This window comes from Pseudomonas sp. AK181, assembly GCF_051122975.1.
Lineage (GTDB): Bacteria > Pseudomonadota > Gammaproteobacteria > Pseudomonadales > Pseudomonadaceae > Aquipseudomonas > Aquipseudomonas lactis.
This window is the reverse complement of sequence record NZ_CP146348.1, coordinates 3,236,083-3,262,521: the sequence shown is the minus strand read 5'-3', so window position 1 is coordinate 3,262,521 and position 26,439 is coordinate 3,236,083. Positions and strand designations below refer to the sequence as shown.

The 26,439-nt window shown below is 59.2% G+C and carries 9 protein-coding genes; all 9 read left to right on the top strand.

Annotated elements, in window-relative coordinates:
• The first annotated feature begins 63 nt into the window (after positions 1 to 63).
• The 9 genes from pstS to V8689_RS14890 all read left to right on the top strand — a co-directional run bounded on the left by pstS (position 64) and on the right by V8689_RS14890 (position 26,437).
• On the top strand, positions 64 to 1,095 hold the full coding sequence (gene pstS / locus V8689_RS14930; protein ID WP_044274067.1) for a phosphate ABC transporter substrate-binding protein PstS: 1,032 nt from the start codon (positions 64 to 66) through the stop codon (positions 1,093 to 1,095).
• Between the two features lie 74 nt (positions 1,096 to 1,169).
• Entirely contained in the window at positions 1,170 to 2,135 is a 966-nt protein-coding gene (gene pstC / locus V8689_RS14925) for a phosphate ABC transporter permease subunit PstC (RefSeq protein WP_003191517.1), read from the top strand.
• The gene (gene pstA / locus V8689_RS14920) at positions 2,135 to 3,028 is read left to right on the top strand and encodes a phosphate ABC transporter permease PstA (RefSeq protein WP_014718563.1); all 894 of its coding nucleotides are present in this window, start codon (positions 2,135 to 2,137) and stop codon (positions 3,026 to 3,028) included. Before pstC ends, pstA begins: the two co-directional genes overlap by 1 nt.
• 76 nt (positions 3,029 to 3,104) lie before the next feature.
• Entirely contained in the window at positions 3,105 to 3,866 is a 762-nt protein-coding gene (gene pstB, locus V8689_RS14915; protein ID WP_019817112.1) for a phosphate ABC transporter ATP-binding protein PstB, read from the top strand.
• A 54-nt stretch (positions 3,867 to 3,920) separates the two neighbouring features.
• The gene (locus V8689_RS14910) at positions 3,921 to 4,619 is read left to right on the top strand and encodes a hypothetical protein (RefSeq protein ID WP_032897161.1); all 699 of its coding nucleotides are present in this window, start codon (positions 3,921 to 3,923) and stop codon (positions 4,617 to 4,619) included.
• The gene (locus tag V8689_RS14905; RefSeq protein ID WP_056783349.1) at positions 4,619 to 5,236 is read left to right on the top strand and encodes a hypothetical protein; all 618 of its coding nucleotides are present in this window, start codon (positions 4,619 to 4,621) and stop codon (positions 5,234 to 5,236) included. Before V8689_RS14910 ends, V8689_RS14905 begins: the two co-directional genes overlap by 1 nt.
• Before the next feature lie 369 nt (positions 5,237 to 5,605).
• Entirely contained in the window at positions 5,606 to 7,465 is a 1,860-nt protein-coding gene (locus V8689_RS14900) for a calcium-binding protein (RefSeq protein ID WP_056783346.1), read from the top strand.
• Positions 7,466 to 7,735: 270 nt separating this feature from the next.
• Positions 7,736 to 9,457 carry a ShlB/FhaC/HecB family hemolysin secretion/activation protein gene (locus V8689_RS14895; RefSeq protein ID WP_081089510.1) on the top strand — a complete coding sequence of 574 codons (1,722 nt, stop codon included), beginning with the start codon at positions 7,736 to 7,738 and terminating at the stop codon, positions 9,455 to 9,457.
• A gap of 33 nt (positions 9,458 to 9,490) precedes the next feature.
• Complete coding sequence (locus V8689_RS14890; protein ID WP_056783343.1) at positions 9,491 to 26,437, top strand: hemagglutinin repeat-containing protein; 16,947 nt, start codon at positions 9,491 to 9,493, stop codon at positions 26,435 to 26,437.
• Positions 26,438 to 26,439 lie beyond the last annotated feature (2 nt).

Below are 26,439 nucleotides of genomic sequence, written 5' to 3'. Positions count from 1 at the left end.
CATAAAAATGTAACAACCCTGCTTCACAGTTCGGGAGCCCGTCACCACAACGAGTTCCTTTTAATGAAAAGCTTGATGAAGTCCGCAGCACTCGCCATTACGGTATCCCTGTGTGCCTCCTCCGTGACCTTCGCCGCCGAGAACGTACGCCTCACCGGCTCCGGCGCCAGCTTCCCTGCACCGATCTACCTCACCTGGTTCAAGGATTTCAGCAAGAAGACCGCTGGCGTCACCGTGGATTACCAATCCAAGGGCAGCGGCGCAGGTGTGCAGGACTTCCTGAATAAAACCGTCGACTTCGCTGCCAGTGACTCGGCCATGAAAGACGAAGACATCGCCAAGGTCGCCGAAGGCGTGCAGTTGCTGCCAATGACCGCCGGTGAAATCGTGCTGGCCTATAACCTGCCGGGCAATCCCAAGGGCCTCAAGCTGCCCCGCGATGTTTACTCCAATATCTTCCTGGGCAAGATCACCAAGTGGAACGACCCACAGATCGTTGCCGCCAACCCGGACCTGAAACTCACCGACACCCCGATCACCGTGGTAGTGCGCGCAGATTCCAGCGGCACCACGGCGGTCTTCACCAAGCACCTGGCCACCATCAACCCTGAATTCAAAACGGCGCTGGGGGAGGGCAACACCGTCAACTGGCCGGCCAGCGACAAATTCATCAAGTCGCCCAAGAACGATGGTGTGACCGCCACCGTCCGCCAGACCCCAGGCGCGATTGGCTACATCGAGTACGGCTTTGCCAAATTGGCCAAGGTTGACTTCGCTCAGTTGCAGAACAAGGCCGGCCAGTACGTGGTGCCGAACGCCGAAAGCGGCGCCGAGGCCCTGGCCGCCGTGAAGATGCCGGAAAGCCTGGTGGCCTGGCTGCCGGACCCGGACGGTGCCAAGTCTTACCCGATCACCTCGTACACCTGGATGATCTTCCGCAAGGACAACGGCAACCCTGCCAAGGCCAAGGCCATGCGCGAAATGGTTGAGTACAGCCTGACCGAGGGGCAGAAAATCGCCGACTCGATGGGTTACATCCCGCTGCCGCCATCGGTGGTAGAGCAGGTTCGCAAAGCCTCCGCCAACATTCAGTAACACCCGTGAGGCCGCTCTCGGTGTGGGCTGTTTGCCGCGCCGGGGGCGTTTCCCCCCTGTTCCGGAATTAGCCAATGAACAAACCTTTCGTCGTACCGGTTAACCGGGATTCTGCCTGCCAACCTCCCTCGGCCAAAGACTTCCTGGTCGATCGCACCTTCCGTGGGCTCGCGCGAATCGGGGTGGTACTGATTCTGGCGTTGGTCGCAGCCTTGGTCTTCGAGGTGGGACGCAAGGCCTTGCCGGGCATGGAAAAGCACGGGTTCGATGTGCTTTTTGGCAGTGTCTGGGACGTAAACCAAGGCAAGTACGGGATCCTGCCGGCCATTTGGGGCACGCTCTACAGCGCGTTTATCGCGCTGCTGATCGCCGGCTTTTTCGGTGTCAGCATGGCGATTTTCCTCACCCAGGATTTCCTGCCGGCCAAGCTGGCCGCCGTGTTTCGCACCATCGTTGAATTGCTCGCCGCCATCCCCAGCGTGGTGTACGGCTTGTGGGGCATCTACGTGGTGATCCCGGCTATACGGCCACTGACCACTTGGTTGAACAGCGAACTGGGTTGGATCCCGTTTTTCGGCACGTCCTTGAGCGGGCCGGGGTTGCTGCCGGCGGCCCTGGTATTGGCCATCATGATTCTGCCGACGATTGCCGCCGTGTCCCAGGACGCGCTCACCAGCGTGCCGATGAAAACCAAGCAGGCCGCCTACGGCATGGGCACCACCCATTGGGAGGCGATCCTCAAGGTGATGGTGCCATCCGCCGCCACCGGTATTTTCGGCTCCCTGGTACTCGGCCTCGGCCGTGCGCTGGGCGAAACCATGGCGCTGGCGATGTTGGTGGGCAACGCCAACAACATTTCCCTGTCGCTGTTCGCGCCGGCCAATACCTTGGCAGCCTTGTTGGCGCTGAACTTCCCCGAAGCCGGGCCCAACGAGGTGGAGGTCTTGATGTACGCCGCCCTCGTCTTGATGTTCATCACCCTGCTGGTGAATGTCATTGGTTCCATGATCATGCTCTACGCCCAACGGGGTAACCGATGATGACGAATCTCACATCCCCTATCACCGCGGTACCGAGCCTGCAGCGCAAGTTCGAAGGCCGCGCCTTGCGCAGCCTGGTGTTGACTACATTGGTATGGTTTGGCGCGCTGCTGGCCAGTGTGCCGCTGATTTCGGTGCTCTACATGCTGATCACCCGTGGCGGCGCACGCCTGAGCCTGGAGGTGTTCACCGAACTGCCGCCCACTGGCTTTGAAACGGGCGGCGGTTTCGGCAACGCCATGGCCGGCACCTTTGTGATGGTCGGTATCGCTGCGGCGATCGCAGTGCCGGTCGGCATCATGGCGGCGATCTTCCTGGCCGAACTGGGGCCGGACAGCAAATTGGCCAACGCTGCACGCTTTGCCGCCAAGATGCTCACCGGCTTGCCTTCGATCCTGGCCGGCGTGTTTGCCTACGCCTTGGTGGTGATGACCACCGGCACCTACTCGGCACCGGCAGGCGGCGTAGCCCTGGCGGTACTGATGCTGCCCATCGTGGTGCTGACGGCTGAAGAGTCGATGCGCATGGTGCCCAAGATCATGAAGGACGCCGCCTACGGCATGGGCTGCACCCGCTCCCAGGTGATCTGGAAGATCATCTTGCCGACCGGCCTGCCGGCGATCCTCACCGGCGTGATGCTTGCCGTGGCACGTGCCGCAGGCGAAACCGCGCCGTTGCTGTTTACCGCGCTGTTCAGCAACTACTGGATCTACCACGACGGCGACCTGGCGGTGATGAACCCGACGGCCTCCCTTGCCGTGTTGATCTACAACTTTTCCGGCATGCCCTTCGACAACCAGCTGGAGCTCGCCTGGGCGGCCTCGTTGGTGTTGGTGATGATCGTGCTGGTCGTGAATATTGTGAGCCGTATCTTCGGCAAGCCTAAGTATTAAGAACGGGAGCATCTGAATCTTGAACGTCTCAACTGCGCAAATAGCCGCTCCGTTTGTCACCCAATCGCCTGTGGTCATGGACTGCAAGCTGGACCGGATTTTCTACGGTAATTTCATGGCGGTGCGTGACAGCCATGTGCCGATCGAGAAAAACAAGATCACCGGTTTCATCGGCCCGTCCGGCTGCGGCAAAAGTACAGTGCTGCGCAGCCTCAACCGCATGAACGACCTGGTGAAGGGCTTTCGTTTCGAGGGCCACGTGCATTTCCTGGGGCAGGACGTGTATGGCAAGGGTGTAGACCCGGTGGTGGTGCGCCGTTACATCGGCATGGTGTTCCAGCAGCCAAACCCGTTCTCCATGAGCATCTTCGACAACGTCGCCTTCGGCCTGCGCCTGAACCGCTACAAAGGCGACTTGGGCGACCGCGTCAAGCACGCCCTGCAAGGCGCGGCGCTGTGGGACGAAGTCAAGGACAAGCTCAAGGTCAGCGGCCTGTCGCTCTCCGGTGGCCAGCAGCAACGGCTGTGTATTGCCCGCGCTATCGCCACCGAGCCGGAAGTGCTGTTGCTCGATGAGCCGTGCTCGGCACTCGACCCGATTGCAACCCGCCGGGTAGAGGAACTGATGGTGGAGCTGAAGAAGGACTACACCATCGCCCTGGTCACCCACAACATGCAGCAGGCCATTCGCGTGGCGGACACCACGGCGTTTTTCTCGGTGGACATTTCCCAGGGCACGCGTACCGGCTACCTGGTGGAAATGGGCCCGACTGCGCAGATTTTTGGCAGCCCGCGTGAACAGATGACCGAGGATTACATCAGCGGCAAGTTCAGCTGAGTCCCTATGTTCGATAAAAACCACAGGTGCGCCACCGTCAGCCCAGGAATGCCAATGTCTGCAACGCATCGTCTTGATTTGTCAGCGATTGAACGCGCGCTACGTAAAGTGCAGAGCCGCTTTGCCGAGCTCAGCACGCAATTCACCGAGCCGCGCGACCCCTTGACCGACGAAGTGCTGCTCAACGTGCTTGAAGGCTATGCGCTGGTTGACGACTATGTCGCACGGGGCGTTGACCTGTTTGACCTTCATCATCTGGACCTGATGCTGGAGATCAACGCCACCGTGCTCTGTGGTAGCGACCCTGCGCGCCGCGTGGAGTACGCGCAGCACCTGGCCGCCACCGAGGAGCACTTCTTCAACAATGTTGAAGGCGGTATCAAGGACTTGTTCAACTGGTACTGCGCGTATCGCAGTGAATCGGTGTGGAAGCGTGCGGCCGGTGTGTATGTGCGCATCCTCAGCAAGCCGCAATTGTTCATCGAAGGCAACAACCGCAGTGGCTCGCTGATCGTCAGCTATCTGCTGATGCGCGCCGGGTTGCCACCGTTTGTGCTGACGTTGGAAAATGCCGAGGGCTATTTCAATCCTTCCTCGGTGATCCGCAACTCGGCCAAACATGGGGTCAAGGCGTTGTATGAATTGCCCAAGATCAAGAAAAAATACGCCGCCTTCCTGGAGGAACAGGCTCCGGATCCCAAGGCGTTTTTCTTGAGCGATACACCACAGCCTATCTATCAGGGAGGCCATTAATGCGCTGGTATCCAACGCTCGCCAGCCGAGCCGTGCAAGCCGTCCAGCAAGCGGTCCTCACGCGTGCCGCCAAGCGCCCGCGCGTACGCATCTCCTTTGATATTGACGACACACTGGCTTGCCAGCTTGACCACGCTGACGTCGAGAGCAGTTGGCTGCCGGCCTGCGCTCATCGTTGGTGGGGAGAACCGCTGCGTATCGGCACCCGTTCGCTGACGCGGGAGCTGCGGCGCCAGGGTTGCAGTATCTGGGTCTACACCTCATCGGGCAGGGCGCCTTCCTACATCAGGCGTTGGCTGATGCTGTACGGCATCCGTGTCGACGGCGTGGTCAATAGCGAGCGGCATAACCACGCCCTCACGGTGCATGGGCTGTCGAACACCCCGTCGAAATTTCCGCCGGCCTTCGATATTGATTTGCACGTGGATGATTCCGAAGGCGTGCGCATTGAAGGTAACGACCACGGCTTTCGCGTGGTGGTGGTCGACCCGCAGGATGAGCACTGGGCGCAAAGAGTGCTTGAAGCGGTCGCGGGCGTGCAGGCACAACTGGCCCGCCAGCAATTGCCCAGGTTCAAGCAGCCTGTATGCCAAGGTGCTGAGGTTTATTCTTCATGAGCGCCAGAGAAACCTGAACTTCTTGAACCCTTATTGCAGTTCACAACTTGCTATAAGGGCTTGAGTTTCTTTGACTCGGTAGTCACGAATAACACAACACTTCCTTTCTTGTTCGACAAACAGCGCTTATGGCGCTTTTGTCGTCTATATCCCTAAGTACATACCCTTACCTTCCGATAGTCGGTCACTTTCCGGCGGCACTTCTAGGCTAGTGTTGACGAGCTTCCTTAATGGTCAACCTCGATATTAAGCAACGAAGCAGCCTGAACAGAATGCACAACAACAACTTCAATGCATATTGTTTAGCCCGACGCATCAGGTATTACCGTTGACTTTCGGTGTTGATCGCTGGGCTCAAGGAGTACTGACATGGCTATATTCGATTACAAGGGGCAAGACGCCCGCGTCCTGATTTCAGATGCCTGGACCCTCGCCACTTATACCAGCGGTGTTGCCACCGTAGGCGCGCTCTACAACATTCCGGGGCTTGTGCTGGGCGAGGGCAACACCTTCGCATTGCCCAAGGGCTGGCGTGAGATCGGCGCGAGCGAATTGCAGGTTGATAGCAGCCACACCGACATCACCGGAAGTTTTACCGGCGACGGCGTGTTCGGCTCCCAGGCCAGGGTGTTTGGTCAATACGATGACAGCGGCCAATTAGTCAAAATGGGTTTTTCCATTGCCGGCACTAACTCGCCAATTGATCTGCTGGGTTGGCCGGCGATGATTGATAACTCTTATATCAACGGCTACGACTACCTGCTCAATTCAATCAAGGACTACGCCACCGGCCATAACCTGAGCGGCAAAGATGTTCTGGTAACCGGCTACAGCCAGGGTGGCTCGGTTACCAACAGCATGTATATCGGCAAGGACACTTTGGCCGACGGTTTTTTCAAGGATTCGGACTACTTTGGCATGGAGTCGCCCAAGTCCAGCAACAGCGACGGAATCTTTAACTTCGGCTTTGAAAACGATGTGGTCCACCGCCTCACGGGGCAAGAGACCGACGTGGGCAGCGCCATCATCGACGCGCTTCAAGGCAGTGACGCCAGTTACACCTCGACCACCGACAACATCGTGCTGTTCGACACAATCTACGCGCTGCCAACCTGGCCCAATGGTCCGTTCTCGATTGCCAACCTGTCAGGGTGGGCCGCGCACCTGGAAGGCATTTTCATTAACCCTATCCAGCGTATCGCCCAATCGACCTTCTACGATTACATCGAACGCGACAGCACCATCATCATCAGCAACCTTGACGCCATCAGCCGCAGCTTTACCTGGGTCAGCGACAAGCAGACCGCCACTTCCAACCACTACGGCACACCGGCCTTCCTGCTGGGCACCGACAGTTCGGACAAGCTGCAGGACGGGCGCAGCGATGACTTCCTCGACGGGTTCAAGGGCGACGACAGTTTCCGCGTGAGTACCGGTACCGATATCGTCGCCGGCGGTGAAGGCAACGACAAAGTCTTCCTCAAAGGCACCGCGTCTTCCTACGAAGCGGTAAAACTCAGCGATGGCACGTTGTTTCTCAACGACAGCAGCGGCCAATATGGCCTGAAGGAATTGCACGGCGTAGAGCATGTGGAGTTCGAAACCGGCCTGGCCAACAGCCTCGGCCATGTGCCCGTGCTCGGCGGGCTCTTCGGTGGCATCGGCGAGGTCCTCACGCCGGCCTATACGGTGACCAGTGGCAAACTCGACTTCGAAGGCCTGTTTGGCGCCGATAAGGCGTATGCCAAATCTATCGAAGGCAGCCAGTTGGCCGACACCCTCAAAGGCACCGCCGCGCGTGACCTGATATTCGGCCAGAACGGCAATGACCGGCTCGACGGTGGCGCTGGCAACGACCTGCTGCACGGCGGCGACGGCAACGACACACTGCTGGGCGGCACGGGCAACGACGCGCTGTATGGCGCCAGCGGCAATGACGTCTTGATCGGCGGGCTGGGCAATGACCAACTCAGCGGTGGCGTGGGCAGCGACCTGTTTGTTTTCGATCAACGCGGGTTCGGCCACGATGTAATCAGCGACTTCAACATTCATCAGAACGGGCAGGACCTGCTGGTGTTCGCCAAGTCGGTGTTTGCCAACGCCGATGCTGTGCTGGGTGCCACTACCCAGCATGGCAGTGACAGCGTAATCCTGGCGGGGGACAGCAGTGTCACCTTGGTGGGGTTCAATGCGGCGCAGTTGAGTGCAGAGATGATCAGCGTGGTTTGACGCGGCACCAGCGAAACGGACGGTAAAAACCTCACAGGGCCTCTGATGCTGTGGGGTTTTTTATTGCTTGCTGATTAACGCAACGGCTCGATACCACACGCAGCGTCATTGTTTAGCGGTAGGGCTCAACCCCTAAAAACTCTACATTTCAAGCCTGAGCAGCTCTGCATGAAGGATTGAACGAATTTGCACCCTTAATTGACGCCATCAAAATGACATCTTATCATCGCCTCATTGGATGGCATAAAGCCATATAGAGGGATCTATAAAGTGTGGCGTTTACCGCGTCGGACCAGGTTAAACCTGCTGTCCGCTTTTTTTTGCCTGGGCACCTGCGGATGGGCGCAAGCGGCCACGCCGCAGAACGCTCCCGGCATCACCGACCTGATCCGTGACCGCCAGGACCGCCTGCTCGAAGAGCAGCAACGGCGGCTTGAAGAACTCAAAGACCTGCCCGGCAAAGCCGCCGCGCCGGCAACCCCGGCAACCCCCGTCGATACGCGCTGCTTTGCGATCAACACCATCGAGCTGGGCGGTGCGGATGCGCTGAGCGAAGGCGAGCGCACTGATCTGATCAAGCCCTATCTCGGCCAATGTCTAGGTGTGCCGCAGCTCAACGCCGTACTCAAGGTGATCACCGACCGTTATCTGGCCAAAGGCCTGGTCACCAGTCGCGCCTACTTGCTGCAGCAGGACCTTTCCAGCGGCAACCTTAAAATCCAGGTGGTCGAAGGTAAGCTGGAGAGTCTCAAGGCTGCCGAAGGCAGCGGCATCACTGACCGCCAACTGACCATGAGTTTTCCCGGCAAGCAGGGCGACCTGCTCAACCTGCGCGAAATCGAGCAGATGGTCGATCAGCTGAATCGCTTGCCGTCGAACCAGGCGCAGATGGAGCTGGCGCCGGGCAAGGCCGTGGGGGGCAGTGATGTACTGGTCAAAAACACCGCGCAAAAACCCTGGCGTGTCGGCCTGTCGCGACACAACGGCGGCCAGCGTAGCACCGGTGAGCAGCAGTGGGGCGCCAGCCTGGATTGGGACAATCCGTTGGGCCTGGCCGACCAATTTTCGCTGCGTGGCGGCCACGATGCCGTGAGCGATCACCAGAAAACTTCACGCAATTCGATGCTCAGTTACAGCCTGCCGTTCGGTTGGTGGAACCTCTCGTACAGCTATATCGACAGTGAATACCGCTCGCGAGCCGAGGCCAACAACTTCAAATTCAAGCAGACCGGCGACAGCCAGACTCACCAGTTGCGCCTGGAGCGCGTCATCCATCGTGATGCCTTGAGCAAAACGTCCCTGAACACTGGCATCGCCTATCTTCGCACCAATAATTTCATTGAAGACAGCAAGCTTGCCTTGAGCAGCAACCGCCTCAGCGAAGCGCAAGTAGGTATCAACCATGGTCGACGGATCGGCGGTTCGTTTCTCAACGTTGACCTCGGTATGCAAAACGGCATCGGCGCATTCGATGCCCAGGCCAATCACGATCCAAAGCCTGGGCAGCCGGATGCGCGCTATCGCAAGTACACCGCCACGGTGAGCTATTTGTATCCATTCAAACTGTGGGGCGAGTCCTTCAGCTTCAGCAGTTTGATGACCGGTCAGCACAGCGAAGACGTGTTGTTCAGCCCCCAGCGCATGAGCCTGGGTGGGCAGTCGTCGATTCGGGGCTACAAAGACCAGATGCTCGCCGGCGACAGCGGCGGCTATTGGCGCAACGACCTGCGCTGGAGCCGTCCGGTGACCTGGGCCTGGATGCAGCCGGTGTTCATTGAATACGGCACGAGCCTTGGCTATGACCAGGGCGTGATCAGCCATGGCCGCTACAACGCCGAGCAGCATGGGCGCATGAGCAGCAACTCGGTGGAGTTGTTTGCGCGCGGCAAGAACGTCGCGGCCAGCGTGACCTTTGCACACTCGTTGGAACGACCGGAAGCGATCACGGACCGTGAAGCGCCGATCTATTTCCGCCTGGACTTTTTCCTTTAAATTTTTGACCGCCTTCGGGCTTCGAGACATGACATGGACGTTCGCCAGTACGCATTCCTCGCGCGTCAGCCTTCTGCTGCCGTAAAAAGCCGATCCCATTTCCTGGGGCTGCCTAAACGTGGATTGGCATTAATTCTGGCCAACGCCATGTTCTGGCACCCGTTGCTGGCCCAGGCGGACGGTATTGTGGTGAATGCGCCGGGTACGACGGTTGGACAAGCGGGCAACGGCGTGCCCATCGTCAACATCGCCACGCCGAATGCCAACGGACTCTCGCACAACCAATTTCATGACTACAACGTCGGCGCCAACGGGGTCATCCTCAATAACGCCACCGACCGTACCCAGTCCACACAACTGGGCGGCATCATTGTCGGCAACCCCAATCTCCATGGCACCGCGGCCAATATCATTCTCAACGAAGTCAACGGCGGCAGCCCCAGCCAACTGCGCGGCTACACCGAAGTGGCCGGGCAATCGGCCCATGTAATCGTTGCCAACCCATATGGCATCAGCTGTAACGGTTGCGGCTTTATCAACACCCCGCAAGCGACGCTCACCACCGGTAAAGCCGTGATAGAAAACGGCCAGATCACTCGTTACCAGGTCGACCAGGGCAGTGTTGCCATCGAAGGCGCCGGCCTGAACGCCAGCAACGTCGATCAGTTCGAAATCATCACCCGCGCCACCACCCTCAACGCGCAGATCCAGGCGAAAAAACTCACGGTCGTCGCAGGTCGTAATGATGTGGACGCACGCACCTTGAATGCCACTGCGCGAGCCGCAGATGGCAGCCAGGCGCCGGATCTGGCGATTGACTCGTCGGCGCTGGGCGGCATGTATGTGGGCGCCGTCAAGCTGGTGGGGACTGAGGCAGGTGTCGGCGTGAAGTTGTCAGGGGACATGGTCGCTGGCGGTGATATTCAGATTGATGCCGGTGGCCATGTGGTCATGGGCCAGACAACGGCGGCCGGCGCCATTGACGTGAAAGCCCGCAGCGTTGAAGCCCAAGGCGTGGTCGCGGCGGGCAGTGTGCTTGAGATGAAGACGCAAGGTGACTTGCTCAATCAAAAAAGCCTGGCTGCGCGTGATCGCGTGGCGCTGCAAAGCGGTGGGGTATTGACCAACAACGGCGTGATCGAAGCGGGCGTCAATGCTGATCAGACGCGCAATGCTCAGGGCGATATCCACGTCACTGCCGCCCAGTTGAATAACAACGGCAAAACCGTCATCGCCAGTCGTGACCTGACCGTGAATGTGGATGGCACTCTCGACAACCGCAGCGGCACCCTTAGCGCGCAAAACCAGCTGAAGGTGACCACCGAAAAACTGGATAACCAACAGCAAGGCCGCGTGTTGAGCGCCGCAGGCATTGAGTTGAATGCCGCACGGTTGCTCAATACTGACGCAGGCCTGGTGGTGGGCGACCGGGGGCTCAGCGGCCGCATCGGGCAGCTGGTCAATCGCAAGGGCGAGCTCTCAAGCCTTGCTGACGTCACCTTGCAGGTCGACAGCCTGGACAACGTCGCCGGCCTGATATCTGCGGGCCAGGCGCTGCGCTTGACTGCCAGCGCGGCGGTGAACAATCAAAGCGGTCGCCTGGTGGCCGGGCAGAGGGTGCAGGTCAACGCGGGGCAACTGGACAATAGCCAGTCAGGCATCCTCACCAGCCAGGGCGACCTGGGGCTGAATACTGCCGGCACGTTGGATAATCAGCAGCAGGGCCGCATCGAATCGGGTGCCACCGCACAGGTCAACGCCGGCACCTTCAACAACCAGCAACATGGCGTGCTCTCCAGCGGTGGCGCCCTCGAACTGACGGCCGGCTCGGTGATCAACAGCCAAGGTGGATCCATTTCCAGTGCCAAGGCCCTCACTGCCCGTGTCACCCGCCTCGACCAGCATGAGCAGGGGCGCCTTTACAGCAATAGCGATGCAGTCCTGGATCTGGGCAACGGCCACCTCGACAACCGCGACGGTGGTTTGATCAACGCCGCTGGCCAACTGACGTTGAACAAGCTCAATAGCGTTGACAACCGCAGCGGCGAAATTTCCAGCGCTCACGGCTTCACGCTCACTGCCAACAGCCTGGACAACCGCGCTGGCAAGCTGCTCAGCGACCAGGCCTTGGGCCTGAAAATCATACAGACGCTCAACAACGGTGCAGGGCTGATTGGAGCCAGCGGCCTGGACATTGACGTTGCCAGTTTGATCAACGACCAACGCGGTCGAGTTCACAGCCGTGATCGGCTTAACGCCCGGGTGGGTGGTTTGCTTGCCAATCAAGGCGGAAGTTTGAGTGCCGACGCAGGCGCACAGTTGACCGTGGGCAGCCTGGACAACAGCAATGGCCAACTATTCAGCCAAGGCGATTTGGGCCTGAACCTCAATCGGGGTCACCTCAACAACCAGGGCGGCTTGATCAACTCCCCAGGCCAGTTGTTGCTGACCCAACTTAACAGCGTCGATAACCAGGGCGGCGAAATCTCCAGCCCCCAGGCCTTCGAGCTGGTCGCGGACCAGCTCAATAACGGTGCCGGCAAACTGCTCAGCGAGCAAGCCTTGAGCGTGCGCATTGCCCGCGCACTGGACAATACCAAAGGCGGGTTAACCGCCAAGGCCCTGGAGGTACGCGCGGGCACACTGATTAACCAGGCCGGTCGACTCGCAGCGGTGGAGGGCCTGAACCTGCAAGTCGATGGCGAACTGGATAACCGCAGCGCGAAGGTGCTCGGCAAGCACCTGGTGCTTGGGGTTGGGACGCTCAATAACGATGAGGGCCTGGTGCAGGGTGATGGGACGCTGCTGCTCCAAGCGGGTAGCGCGATCAGTAACCAGGCCGGCACATTGGCCGCCGGGCAAAGCGTGACCGTCAACAGCGCCAGCCTGGATAACCGTCAGGGCACCCTGACCAGCGATGCGGCGCTGACGGCGCGTATCGCTGGAAATATGCTCAACCAAGCGGGGCTGGTGAGCGCCGGCACTGACTTGCTGTTGAACGTCGCTGACTTGAACAACTCGCTCAACGGTCGCATTGCCGCTCAGCAGTTACAGATCGGCGCACAAGGCATCGATAACCGCGCGGGCGGTAGCCTGTACGCCAAACAGCAGCTGGGTGTGGATGTTGGCAGCCAGTTGAACAACGCCCAAGGCACGTTGCGCAGCGATGCTCGCCTGACCATCAATGCTGGTGGTTTAACCAACGATGACGCGACGCTGTCGAGTGCCGGCGAGCTGAAGATTGCCACGGGCAACCTCAGCAACCAAGGCGGAGATCTGCGCAGTGCCACTCAGTTGGGGATGACCGTTACTGCACTGGACAACAGCCGTAACGGGCATGTTTCAAGCCAAGCCGATGTAAGCCTGGATATGCAAGGTGGTCACCTCAACAATAACGGTGGTTTGATCAACGCGCCGGGGCAATTGCTGCTCAAGCAACTGGGCAGCGTTGATAACCAGGCCGGTGAAATTTCCAGCGCCCACGCCTTTGAGCTGGCGGCAACCGCCTTGAACACAGCGGACGGCAAGTTACTCAGCCAACAAGCCTTGACCCTGCGAATCGCCCAGGCACTGGATAACACCCGTGGGCTGATTTCCGCTGCGGCCTTGCAGGTCAGCAGCGCCAGCCTGGACAACCAGGGCGGCAAATTAAGTGCCGCTTCTGGCCTGAACCTCAGCGTGGAAGGTGCGCTGGATAACCGCATGGGTGAACTGCTGGGTCAGCAGGTGGCAGTCAACGCGGCTGCCCTGAACAACCGTCAAGGGCGCATCCAGGGCGATAACCGCTTGACCTTGAGCAGCCTCGGCGCCGTCGACAATGGCAAGGGCACATTGGCCGCCGGTCAAGCATTGACGGTCACTGTCGCCAGCCTCGATAACAGCGCCGGCAAGCTGACCAGTGACGGCACGCTGACGGCGCAGATTTCAGCCGGTTTGTTGAATCAGGCCGGGCTGTTTGCCGCCGACCAAGCGTTGACACTCAATGCTGCCAGCCTGGACAACCAGGCTAACGGTCGCGTCACGAGCAAGGCCGGAGCACAGCTTGAAGTGGGGCGCCTGGATAACCGAGGTGGCCGCATCACTTCGGTCGGGCAGTTGCAGGTCAAGGGTGACGAGCTGGATAACCGTCAGGCCGGGTTGCTCAATTCGGGCGAGGCCATGAACCTGTCCATTGGCAAAGTGGACAACCGAGGGGGTGAAGTTTCCAGCGTTACCGAACTGACGATGACGGGCCGTGAGCTGGACAACAGCAATGCCGGTCGCGTACTGGCCAACAGTACGCTCCAGTTGACGCTCGACAGGCTGAACAACCAGCTCAAGGGCCTGGTTTCTGCGCAACAGGATGTGAGCCTGAAGGCGATGCGCCTGGATAACAGCGCCCAAGGCAGTCTCTACGCCAAACGCAACCTCAATGTGACCCTGGCCGGGCACGCTGACAACAGCCAAGGCGTGATGCGCAGCGACGCCGCCTTGCAACTGCGCAGCGCCAGCCTGGGTAACAACGGCGGGCGTATCAGCAGCGGCGGGGCGTTACTGTTGAGCGCCGCCAATGGCCTTGCCAATCAGAACGGCGAGGTGCTCAGCGCTGATACGGCGACGGTGAATGCCGGCAGTGTCGACAACAGTCAAGGGCGCATTATTGCTGACGGTGCCCTGCAGCTGACCACAGGCGTATTGCTTAACCAGCATCAAGGCCGTGTCACCAGCGCTGACCGCCTCAACCTGACAGCGACCGACGTAGACAACCGCTTCGAGGGCCGCATTGCCAGTGGCCAGGCGCTTAACGCCAGCCTCACCAGCCTTGACCAGCGTGGAGCCGGTGAGTTTTACAGCAACAGCGAACTGACCCTGGACATGAACCATGGGCACTTGAATAACGCCGATGGCTTTATCAATGCGCCAGGGCAGTTATTGCTCAAAAACCTCAAAAGCGTCGACAACCGTAACGGTGAAATCTCCAGCGCCAAGGCCTTTGCCTTGAGTGCCGGCACTCTCGACAACAGTGGCGGTAACGTACTCAGCGACCAAGGCTTGACCCTCAAAATCGAACAGGTGCTGCTTAACGTCAAGGGGCTGATTTCAGCCGTTGGTGTCGAGCTTGATGCCACGCGCCTGGACAACCGCGAAGGCAAGATCAGCAGCGTTCGGGATGCGCGCCTGGCGGTCAATGCGGACCTGCTTAACGACCAGGGCGAAATCGTCAGCGCAGGCCACACGCAGCTGAAGGCGGCCAGTTTGAGTAACACTGCCGGGCAAGTGCTCGGTGATGTCAGCCTGGACGTGAAGGTCAAGGGCGCACTGAATAATCAGGCCGGCACACTCGGGGCCGGCACCTCGTTGAACGTGCAGGCCGCCAGCCTGGATAACCGCCAGGCCGGGAAATTGGGCAGTGACGGCCAACTCAAGGCCACGATTGATGGGTTACTGGACAATCAGGCCAAAGGGCAGGTGTTGGCCAAGGGCGCGATGGAACTGCGTGCCGGTCGTTTGGATAACCGCGAAGGGCAACTGACCGGGCAGGACCTGTTGACGGTGCACAGTGCGACTGTCGACAACCGCTCAGGCGTGATCCTTTCCCAGAAGGACCTTCAACTCAATTTGGGTGAGTTGGACAACCAAAACGGTTCGCTCAGCAGCAAGGCGGCCTTGGGCTTCGCCGGGCAACAGCTGCGCAACCAGAAGGGCCTGGTCAGTGCCGTGGGGCCCCTGCGCCTGACGGCCGACACTGTACAGAACGCGGCCGGCCGCATCGCCAGCCAGGCGGATCTGCAGGCAACTATCGGTGTACTGGCCCAACAAGGCGGTGAGTTGGTCGCCCAGACTGAGCTGAGCCTTAGCGGCACCTCCCTGGACAATCGCGAGGGCGGCCTGGTAGGCGCCACAAAAGCGCTGAAACTGACGGTCGACACCGTTGATAACCGTGCGGGCGAGATTTCCAGCCGCAGCAGCATCGACTTCAAGGCGCAGCGCCTGGATAACAGCGCGGGCAAACTGATCGCCGGTACCGCATTGGAACTGGCCGTGGCCCATGTGATCAACCAGGCCCAAGGGATGGTTTTCGCCCAGGACAACCGCTTCAACGGCGCGCGCCTGGATAACGGCCAAGGCACTTTCGCGGGCCAGCAAGCGCTGAGCATGTCGCTGGTAGCCATTCCCGGCACTGAACTGGATGGGCGGCTGGATAACCAACTAGGCACAATCAGCAGCGAAGGCACTCTGCAATTGGCCGGCGCGACGCTCAACAACAACGCGGGTGCAATCTCTTCGGCGCAGGCGCTCATACTGGCTGCCAGCGGTGCTATCAGCAACCAGGGCGGCATCATCGAGACCGATGCCAGCCTTGACCTGACCAGCGCAAGCCTGGACAACGGCCCCAAAGGCCTGCTCAACAGCCGTGGTGCGCTGACCCTGGCCACCGGCACGCTGAACAACAATGGTCGTATTACCAGCGCCGATCGCTTGGAGCTGGCCGCCACCCAGGTGGACAACAGCGGACGTATCGCCAGCAGCAAAAACCTGACCGCCACTCTCACCGGGCTGAATCAGCAGGGCGGCGAGCTGTTCAGCAACACCCAGCTCGATCTGGACCTTAACCACGGCCAACTGAGCAACGTGGGCGGGCTGATCAATAGCCCATTGCTGATGCTGAAAAACCTGGCCGAGGTGAACAACCAGCGTGGCGAAATGTCCAGCCAGCAAGCTTTCACGCTGGCGGCTCGCAACCTGGATAACAGCGGCGGCAAGCTGATCAGTAACCAAGGCCTGACCCTGCAGATTCAAGACGTCTTGGGCAACGCCAAAGGTGCGATCAGCGCAGCCTCGCTCAACGCCAACAGCGCCCGCCTGGACAACACGGATGGGCTGCTCAACAGTCGTGGCGTCATGCACGTCTCTGCCACCCAGGCGCTGGATAACCAACGCGGCACGCTGATTGCCGACGGGGCCATGGGGCTGTCGTCCGCGCGGCTCGACAACCGTGGCGGTGATGTATCGGGCAAGGCCTTGGTGACTGCTGATGTCGATCAGGTCGATAACCGCGGCGGTCAACTCATCAGCACTACAGCGGTGGATATACGTGCTGCGTCCCTGGACAACCGCAAGGGCCTGGTTGGCGCCGATAAAGCGCTGGAACTGCGGGTCGATCGTATCGACAACCGTGGTGGCGAACTGTCGACTAACGCCGACCTGACCGTCACCGGGAAAACCCTGGATAACAGCGATGCGGGTCGTGTGCTGGCGGGTCAATCATTGAACCTTACGCTCACCCAACTGCTGAATCGCAACCAAGGCCAGCTCAACACACAGCGGCTGATGCTGAGGGCTCAGGACCTGGACAACAGCAATGGCAAGCTGCTCGCTCAACAGCTTGTGCAACTTGAGCTCAAAGGCGAGCTGAATAACACCCAGGGCGTGATCAACAGTGAAGGACGCTTGGGCGCCAATGCCGCCAGCCTGGTCAACCGTCAGGGCCGCATGTCCAGTGCCCAGGCGTTGGAGCTGGGTCTGACAGGGGCAGTGGACAACGAGGGCGGTGAGCTGGTGACTGACAGCAGCCTGCAATTGCGCAGCGCCAGCCTGGGCAATCAGAAGGGTGTGCTCAGTGGCAAAGGTGCGGTCGGGGTCACCACTGGCGCGTTGGATAACGCGGGCGGTCGTCTGATCAGCGGCGACACGCTGGCGCTGAAAGCTGGGTTACTGAACAACAGCGCTGGCAGCATCGGCAGCGCCCAGGCCCTGACGGCCAGCGTCGATGGGCTCGACCAACAAGGCGGCAAGCTGTTCAGCAACGCCGGACTTACCTTGGACCTGAACCATGGCCAGCTCAACAACCAGCAAGGCCTGATCAACGCGACCGGCCCGCTGGTGCTGAGCCGGCTCAACGGTGTGAATAACCAGGCCGGTGAAATTTCCAGTGGCCAGGCATTCACTGTCGCGGCGCGCAACCTGGATAACAGCAGTGGCCGCCTTCTCAGCAACCAGGGCCTGACGCTGCGTATCGACCAGGTACTCACTAACGTCAAGGGTTTGGTTGCCGGTGCAAGCCTGAGTGCGCAAGCGGCCGCGGTCGACAACAGCGGCGGTACGCTCACCAGCCGGGGTGGCCTTGAATTGACCAGCACTGGGCTGCTGAGCAACGGGCAACAAGGTTTGATCAACGCCGCGCAAGCATTGACAGTCAATGCGGGCAACTTCAATAACCAGGGCGGCAGCCTGCTGGGTACCAGCGCCCTGACGCTCAATGCGTTGGCCGTGGAAAACAGCGCCAAAGGCCTGATCAACAGCCAGGGTGGCCTGGAACTCAATGCCCAGAATTTAGACGCCAGTGACGGCGGCGAGGTGTCGGCCAAGGGGGACATGGACCTCACACTCACGTCCATGGCCTTGCGTGGCGGCCGGTTGATAGGTGAGCAGCGCCTGAGCGTGGACCTGGCAAACGGTGATCTGGATAACCGCAAAGGCCTGATCTTCGCCAAAGGCCCGTTGACCTTGCAACGCGTGCGCGACCTGCAAAACCAGGGCGGCGAACTGTCCAGTCAAAATGCCCTGAGCCTGACGGGGCGCAACCTGGACAACAGCGCCGGTACGCTTATCAGCCAACAATTACTCACGCTTAACGCGGGCGACGTGGTCAACCGCGGCGGCCTGATCTCGGGTTGGCAGGGCCTCAACCTGATCGGCACTCACCTGGATAACCGTGACAAAGGCACGCTGTCCAGTCGCAACGGCGACCTGGATGTGCGCCTCGGTGGGCGCTTGCTCAACAGTGGCGAAGGCGCGTTGGCCAGCCAAGGGCGATTGACGGTCAGCGCCGCCAGCCTGGATAACAGCGCCAGCGGGGTGATCTCCAGCGGCGCGCAGCAGACCGTGAGCGTGCTTGGCGCGCTGAACAACACCCAGGGCGGCTTGATCGACAGTGGTGCGACATTGGATGTGAGTGCGGCCGACCTCGACAACAGTGCCGGCAACATCACCGCCCAGCGTAACCTCAACGTCTCGGGTGGCAACCTGCTCAATACCGGTGGCTCGTTGATGGGTAACGACCAACTGGTGCTCAACCTGCAAGGCAACCTTGGCAACGTCAACGGCAAGATCGCAGGCACTGGGTCGTTGCTACTCCAGCGTGCCATCGAGGTGGATAACCGCGGCGGTCAACTGGCCAGCCAGGGACGCCTGTCATTGGCCATGGGCGGCCTGAACAACAGCCAAGGCGGCACCGTCGCGGCCAAAGGTCCGCTGGCCATCGATGCCAGCGCCATCGTTCAAAACAGCGCTGACGGCTTGATCTACAGCCAGGAAGGCGACCTGCACCTCAACGCCTTTGGCCTGGTCAACGCGCAAGGCAAGCTGCAGGGGCACAATGGCCTGCGGGTCGAGGTCAATGGTGATCTCGACAACCAAGGCGGCAATATCATCAGCCAGACCGGTGATATGTACCTCAAGGCCGGCAACCTGGACAACCGCAGCGGTGTGCTCGCCAGCCTCAAAGGCGCCATCGAGGCCGGCGTGGTGGGAGTGCTTCGCAATGGCCATGACCTCAATGGCAGCCCCAAGGGCGGCTTGATTCAAGGCCAGCGCCTGCTACTCAATGCCGGTCAGCTCGATAACCAGGGCGGCTATCTTGGCGCGCAAACCAGCGATGCATTGCTCACGGTTGCAACCCTCAATAACCAGCAGGGCGCTTTGTATGCCAAAGGCCTGATGCGCATCAATGGCAGCGCCCTGGATAACAGCGCCGGGCAGATCGCCGGCGACCAGATCGCGCTCGGCCTCGATGGCCAACTGACCAACCACAACGGCCTGATCGAAAGCACCAACAACCTGACCGTGGCTGCCAATGCCCTCGATAACCAGGGCGGCAAATTGCGCGCCCTGGGACGCTCGGGCAAGACCGAGTTCCAGATCGGCGGTGTATTCGATAACCGCAACGGCGCGGTGGAAACCGCCAACCAGGACCTGACCCTGGCGGCCGCCAGCTTCCAGAACAACGGCGGGCAGTTGCTGCATGTGGGTGAGGGCACATTCGACATCTCATTGCCTAACGTTACCGGCGCTGGCGGCACCGTTGTCACCCGTGGCGGCCTGACCCTGAACGCGGATACCTGGACCAATACCAGCGTCATTCAGGCGGGGCGTTTGAACGTTAACGTCAATAACTTCACCCAGACCGAAACCGGGCAGTTGCTGGCGTCGACGCACTTGGAAGGGAAGGGGGGGAGCTGGGTCAATAATGGGTTGATTGCCAGTGATGGCAGTTCAACTATCGACCTCACGGGCACCTACAGCGGTAATGGGCGAGTCACCAGCCAGGGTGTCCTCAACCTGCATGCGGCTCAGTTGGACCTGAGTCATAACGCCAAGATTACCGGCGGTGGCGACACGCTGATCACCGTCGATGGGCAATTGAACAACTATGGACGGTTGACCTCTGCGACCCATCTCGAACTCTCGGCAGGTACGCTGAACAACTACGGGACGTTGGGTGCCGCACAGAATGTGACAGTCACCAGTGCAGCCTTGTTGAACGATCATGGTTTGTTGTTCAGCGGCAACGACATGACCTTGCATGGCAACACCATCACGAACCAGTACGGCGATATCTATAGCCTAGGGCGCCTGGATGTAAGCGGTTTTGATGGTACGAGTAAGGCGGTCAGCCTGGAGAACATATCGGGGAGCATTGAGTCCAGCCGAGACATGTCCCTCAAGGTTGCCAGCCTGACTAACCGTCGGGATGAATTTTCGACCAAAGAAACACCCGGTAGTGGCGGGTCGCTTACAAATATCTGCTGGGACTGTAGCGGGGGCAGTTTTGTCGTCGATTTTATTGGTACCGAGAACTATCAAAGTGAGCTGCTGAAAACATCGGCCGCTTCGACTATCCAGGCGGGCGGCCGTATGGATGTCGCGGCAAATAATGTGCTCAATGAATACAGCGTCATCGCTTCCGGCGCGAACATGAATATCACCGCTGATACGCTGACTAACAAAGGTGCAGCGTCTGGCTCCGGAACGCGTACCCGTACTTGGCGAATGGAATCATCCAATGGTACTTACTGGCGTTTCAAACGTAACATCATGGACCCCTACAACGCTCAGCCCGGACCTAAAAGCCTGCCGGTCAGTGCGTTGTCAGCCTTCAGGCTGATTGGCGATACCTTGGTATCGACCGCTGGCGCGTCATTGGCGCCCGCGATCATCCAGGCAGCCGGTACCGTGAACATCACGGCCACCAAATCCTTGATCAACAGTATCGAGACATCCTTCACCGCCTTGGCCGGGCGCGCTGCGCGCAATGAGGACACGGGTGTTGCCAGCGCCCCGACAACGGTGGTCGTGCAACTCACTCCACAACTGCCACCGGACTTGGCCCAACAACAAGTCAACCCCTTGACGCTACGCGGGTTCACCTTGCCCACCGGCACCCACGGCCTGTTCCGCCTCAGTAGCCGGGCGGGTGAGGATACCCAGGCCACGCAAGCCACCAGTGGCCCACAGAGCTGGACCATGGGCGGTGCGACCCTCGGCCTGGCTCAACGCCAGGATGCACAGCCGGCGCTTGAAACGCGCACCTTCGATTTCAAAAGCGTCACTCAACAGGGCGCAGCTACTCGTCAGGTGGACTCCACTGCACGGCAGGTCAGTGGTGTCACCGCCACCACCAGAGCGCTTAACGTTGCCGGGGCCGGCGATGTGGCCAACGGCAGTGGCTGGACGCCCAGCCAGATCACTCCAGGTGAAATCGCCCGGGGCGACGGTATCAACGCCCAAGATCCGTCCAGCGGTTCAACGCCGCCAGTGGCGAAGGTCACAGGGCCGACGGATCAGCCAGACCTGGCGCTGACCCAAAGGGACACCCACGTTCAGGTCGCCACACCGGGCGAGCCCGCTCGGCCGACGTTGAATATCCCTGGCGTGACGCCGGTTATGCCAGGCGTGCAGCCGGTGGTGAGCACACCCGTTGCACAAGGTGCGGGCAGTAGCCCAATCCAGCTTGCAGAGGTGATTGCCCAGCCGGTCAATGCGCTGGCGCAAACCACTCCAGTCGCCAGCCAGACCATCAACCGCGTGCAAGGCTTCACGCCTACCGCGCCAACGTCGCAACCGCATAAATACCTGATCGAAACCAACCCGGTGCTCACCGACCTCAAGCAGTTCATGAGCTCCGACTACTTGCTCGCGGGGCTGGGTTACAACCCGGACGAAAGTGCCAAGCGCCTGGGCGACGGGCTCTATGAGCAACGCTTGATCCAGCAGGCCGTGCAAGCGCGCACAGGGCAGCGTTTTATCGACGGCCAGAACACCGACGAAAAGCTGTTCAAGTACCTGATGGACAATGCGATCCAGAGCAAGCAGCAACTGAACTTGGCAGTGGGCGTTACCTTGACCTCGCAACAGGTCGCGGCGCTGACCCACGACATCGTCTGGCTCGAACAGCACGAAGTGAACGGTGAAAAGGTGCTGGTGCCGGTGCTGTACATGGCCCAGGCCGACAATCGTCTTGCACCCAACGGCGCATTGATCGCAGGCAACGACCTTAACCTGATCGCCGGCGAAAACCTAGAGAACGCCGGGACCCTGCGTGCCACCAACAACCTGTCCGCCAAAGCGGGCAATAACCTGATCAACAGCGGCTTGATCGAAGCCGGCAACCGCCTCGACCTGCTGGCGGGTAACAACATCGTCAACAAGTCCGGCGGCATCATCGCGGGACGCGACGTCACGCTGACGGCGATCAAGGGGGATGTGATCAACGAACGTGCCGTGACCAGTACTGGTAACGGCACCGCTGAGCGCCGCGACTATCTCGACAGTGCGTCACGCATCGAGGCTGCCAATGACCTGACAATGAATGCAGGCCGTGACATCGCCAATACCGGTGGCGTGCTGCAAAGCGGGCGTGACACCACATTGGTCGCTGGCCGCGATGTGCACATCGATGCCGTTGAACAACGCAATGGTTTGGACCTGGGCAACCGCCTGCGCACCGAAACCGTGACGCAAAACGGCGCCAGTGTGGAGGCCGGCCGCGACCTCAAGGTATCGGCAGGGCGAGACTTCAGCGCCATCGCCAGCCGTATCGACGCCAAGCGCGACTTGAGCATCACGACGACTGAGGACCTGAGTATTTCGTCGGCCGCCGACGAACAGCATTCCTCCAGCAAGTCCAAGAAAGTCACCCAGTCCAAGGACCACATCAGCCAGGTTTCCAGCGTGCTGACGGCCGGCGGCGACGTGTCGCTCAATGCCGGTAAAGACCTGGAACTCACCGCCAGCCGAATCGCCGGCGGCGGCAACGTGGCTCTCGATGCACAGCGCGATGTGAGCATCCTCTCGGCCCTGGACGAAGACGCTTCGTTCTACTCGAAAAAGAGCAAAGGCTCGTTCGGTCGCAGCAAAAGCCAGCAGCGGGAAAGTTACGACAGCACCAACGTAGTCTCGGTCGTCGAAGCCGGTAAAGACCTGACCATCAATGCCACCAAGAAGACTGATGGCGGGATGAGCATCGACGGCGGGCGTGACGTCACCGTGATCGGCAGCCAGTTGAAGGCTGGTGGGGACATGTTGCTGGGGGCCACGGGTGACGTCGCGGTGTTGTCGGGTGTCGAGGAACATGGCTCCTACAGCAAGAAGACCAAGTCCGGGTTCCTGGGGCTGTCCAAAAGCGGCAAGAGCCAGTTGAAGACTACTGCGAGTCAAGTGGGCAGTGAGTTGGAGGCGGGCAATGATGTGGTGGTGGCTGCGGGTAATGATGTGCGGGTGCGGGCCAGTGAGATAAGCGCTGATAACGACGTCGAGTTAAAGGCCGGCCTGGTCAAGGAGACAGGCGACATCAACCTGATTTCTGCAAACGACACGGCCTATAGCCGTAGTGAAAAATACGAGAAGAGAACCGGCTCGATCTCGGGTGGATTTATTGCAATCTCTTCGGCCAAAAAAGCTGGCCAGGAAGCCCAAAGCAGCACCAGCGTGGGTAGCCAGGTGTCCGCGGATCGTGATGCGAATTTGCAAGCCGAGCGAGATATTAACTTGGTAGGCAGTGGCGTCAGTGCTGGACGTGATGTCAGCCTCAATGCGGGGCGCGATGTCAATGTACTTGCGGGCCAAAGCAGTAGCAGCGAGCGCGATTGGCAAAAAAGCAAACAAGCCGGTATTGGCGTATCGAGCGACGCCAATGGTGTGACCTTGTTTGTGGGGGCTGATAAAAGCGCAGAGAAAAATCGACTTGAGCAACAAACAGCAGCCGCGAGCCAGATCAATGCAGGGCAAGACCTGACGATCAATGCCAAGCGAGATATCAACCAGCGCGGGTCTGACCTATCGGCTGCCAATGATGCTGAGCTGACGGCCGGGCGAGATATAAATATCGATGCGGCGCGTGAACGTTTGCTGATGGAGCAGCAGCGGGAGACAGAGCGTAACGGGTTGAGCGTGGCTATCAACCATAACTATGGCAACACCAAGGATGCGGTGAGCGGGGCCGGGAAGGGAGAGGACAATATCAGCAAGGGCTCCAGCACGCTCAAAGGTGTTGATGCAGTCGGCCAATTCCTTGCTGGTCCTACTGGGGACGTAAAATTCGGCAATAGCAAGCACAGTACCAGCACACAGCTGATTGAAGAGACCAATCGCTCATCGACCCTCAAGGCGGGTAAAGATCTCAACTTAGCCGCCGGGAATGATGTGGCGATCAGCGGCGGCCAGTTAAATGCCGGCCGGGATATCAACATCAAAGGTCGGGATGTTTCGCTTGATGTAGCCAAGGGCAGCATTAACCAAAATGACAGTGAGAGTCAGAGCTGGGGTGGCATCCATGGCGGTAGCAGTGGCGGCATAAAGTTAGGCGTAGGTGGGAGCCATGGCGTTGCTAGCGAGAAGGGTAGTAACGGTACTTCTACTGTCACGACAGCGCAGGCCGGGCGCGATATTAACCTGAACGCGAGCAATGACCTGAGCCTGGTAGGTACTCAAGCCAAGGCTGGTCGCGACATCGATCTCAAGGCAGGAAACGACTTGAGCATTCGTGCTGCGCAGAACGACAGTTCAAGCGACAGTAATAGAAACAGTGGCGGTGGAGAAGTCGGGTTTACCTTTGGCAACGAGGGAGTCGGCGTTTATGCCAGCGTCAGCATGGGCAAAGGGAACCTGGAACGGGAAGGGCAGCGTCAACAGGATGCCTATCTCTATGCTGCCGATCGTTTGGGCTTCGAGAGCGGCCGCGATACCCAGGTTGCAGGTGCCGACTTGCGCGCAGATAAAGTCATTGGCCGGGTCGGCGGTGACCTGAATGTTTCTTCTGTCCCCGACACCGGCAAAGTCAAAGGCAAAGAATTTGATCTGAGTGTCACCGTCACCATCGGTCCGGGTGCCGGTGTCAGCGGTTCGGTTGGTTACGGTCAGACTTCTGGAAAAACCAATTGGGTCGAAGACCAGACGCGGATCACCGCCAGCGACAAAGTGGATATCCGTACGGAGAAGCACACACAACTCGATGGCGCTTTAATCGCTTCAGACACTGGCAACTTGAAACTGGACACCGGCACGCTGGGGTTCAGAGACATCTCTGGAGAAGATAAAGAGCACGGGTACTACTTGAACGTCGGTGGCACCTATAAAAACGGTGAAAGCACTACCCAAGACCCGAGCCAGGTCGATAAAGGCAAGACGGGGCAGACGGGGTGGAGTGTTACTGGCTGGAAGTACGATAAGGAACGCGAGCAATCAGTCCGCGCGACGGTGGGCGCGGGTGAGATCGTTGTGCGTGATGTGGGCGATGTTACATCTGCAGTGACGGGGCTCAATCGCGATGTTGATAAAGCCTACGAAGTTACCAAGGACCAGGAAAAACGTACGGATCTGTATGTAACTGACTCCTCGTTGAAAGCGGTGACATCCCCAAAGGCAACATTAGAACAATGGAAAACCGACGCAGCCAAGTTAGGTGACAAAACCGAAGAGACGATTTTTCAGATGGTGGACCTGCTTGGCGCTGGTTCGGAGATTGCGCAAGGCACAAACCCTGATTGGGTTGGTCGCATGATGGAAGGCAAGGCTGCTTTTAGGCAGCTGGGTAGTCGCCACGTAGAGGAAAGGTCCGCTATCGTCAACCGAGTGCTTGGCAATATCACAAATAACGACCACTCTCCTGAAACTCAAGCACTGGCAGATAAGATCACTCAGATAGCAGGAGACGACCCGCAAAAAGCTCAGCAAGTGTTGACGTTGCTAACGAGCTTGAATAAAAGCGGTCATGGAGAAAATAACTTCTTACCGGCGATACCTCTCGCCATGGCGGGCATCACAGCCATAGGAGGCGCGTTAGTTGCAGCTAACCCAACCACTCAGGAAAACTTGCGTATTGCGGCAAACTCCATGGTTGAGGCAGCAGCCAAAACTGGAGAGAATGCTGCGCAAAGTATGAAAAGCAGCATATTGATCTGGGATGTAATTGTCGGTACGGCATTCCCGATCCACCTGCTTGACCCTAGCAATCGCAGTCTGGTCAATCCGATCCTCACTGACATCGCCGTGCATCCGAGCAGTGGCGGATTTGGTGATGGCAGTGTGGTTGCTCCGACGGTTCATACCGGTGGGACGCAGCTGGACGGGCGACAGGATGATGGCAAGTATGTGACGCCGGAGCATCGACTTGATCCGGGGAATATGTACAGTGATAGAGTGGAGCTGAAAGGTTTAGCACAAAATAGACCTTTGCAAGATCTTACTCATCAGGAGCTGCTTGGGATTTTCGGTACAGCGGGGATTGATCTATCCAACCATGCCATTACTAGGCTCAAGGATTCTCGAACGAAAAATATTGGTTTTGAAACACCCAATGACATTGCAAAAATATTCAATGATGGCACTAAATTTGATGCTGGTAATGGTGCCGTTGGATATGGGTACAAAGGGCTTGAGGTGATTATTAACCCAGTAACAAAGAAGATTGTTACCTTTAGGCCAGCGAAAAATAGGGAGTGAAA

What these genes read in the sequence shown, in the direction of transcription:
- pstS (WP_044274067.1), top strand. Translation starts at nt 64, where the DNA reads ATGAAAAGCTTGATGAAGTCCGCAGCACTCGCCATTACGGTATCCCTG.
- pstC (WP_003191517.1), top strand. Translation starts at nt 1,170, where the DNA reads ATGAACAAACCTTTCGTCGTACCGGTTAACCGGGATTCTGCCTGCCAA.
- pstA (WP_014718563.1), top strand. Translation starts at nt 2,135, where the DNA reads ATGACGAATCTCACATCCCCTATCACCGCGGTACCGAGCCTGCAGCGC.
- pstB (WP_019817112.1), top strand. Translation starts at nt 3,105, where the DNA reads ATGGACTGCAAGCTGGACCGGATTTTCTACGGTAATTTCATGGCGGTG.
- V8689_RS14910 (WP_032897161.1), top strand. Translation starts at nt 3,921, where the DNA reads ATGTCTGCAACGCATCGTCTTGATTTGTCAGCGATTGAACGCGCGCTA.
- V8689_RS14905 (WP_056783349.1), top strand. Translation starts at nt 4,619, where the DNA reads ATGCGCTGGTATCCAACGCTCGCCAGCCGAGCCGTGCAAGCCGTCCAG.
- V8689_RS14900 (WP_056783346.1), top strand. Translation starts at nt 5,606, where the DNA reads ATGGCTATATTCGATTACAAGGGGCAAGACGCCCGCGTCCTGATTTCA.
- V8689_RS14890 (WP_056783343.1), top strand. Translation starts at nt 9,491, where the DNA reads ATGGACGTTCGCCAGTACGCATTCCTCGCGCGTCAGCCTTCTGCTGCC.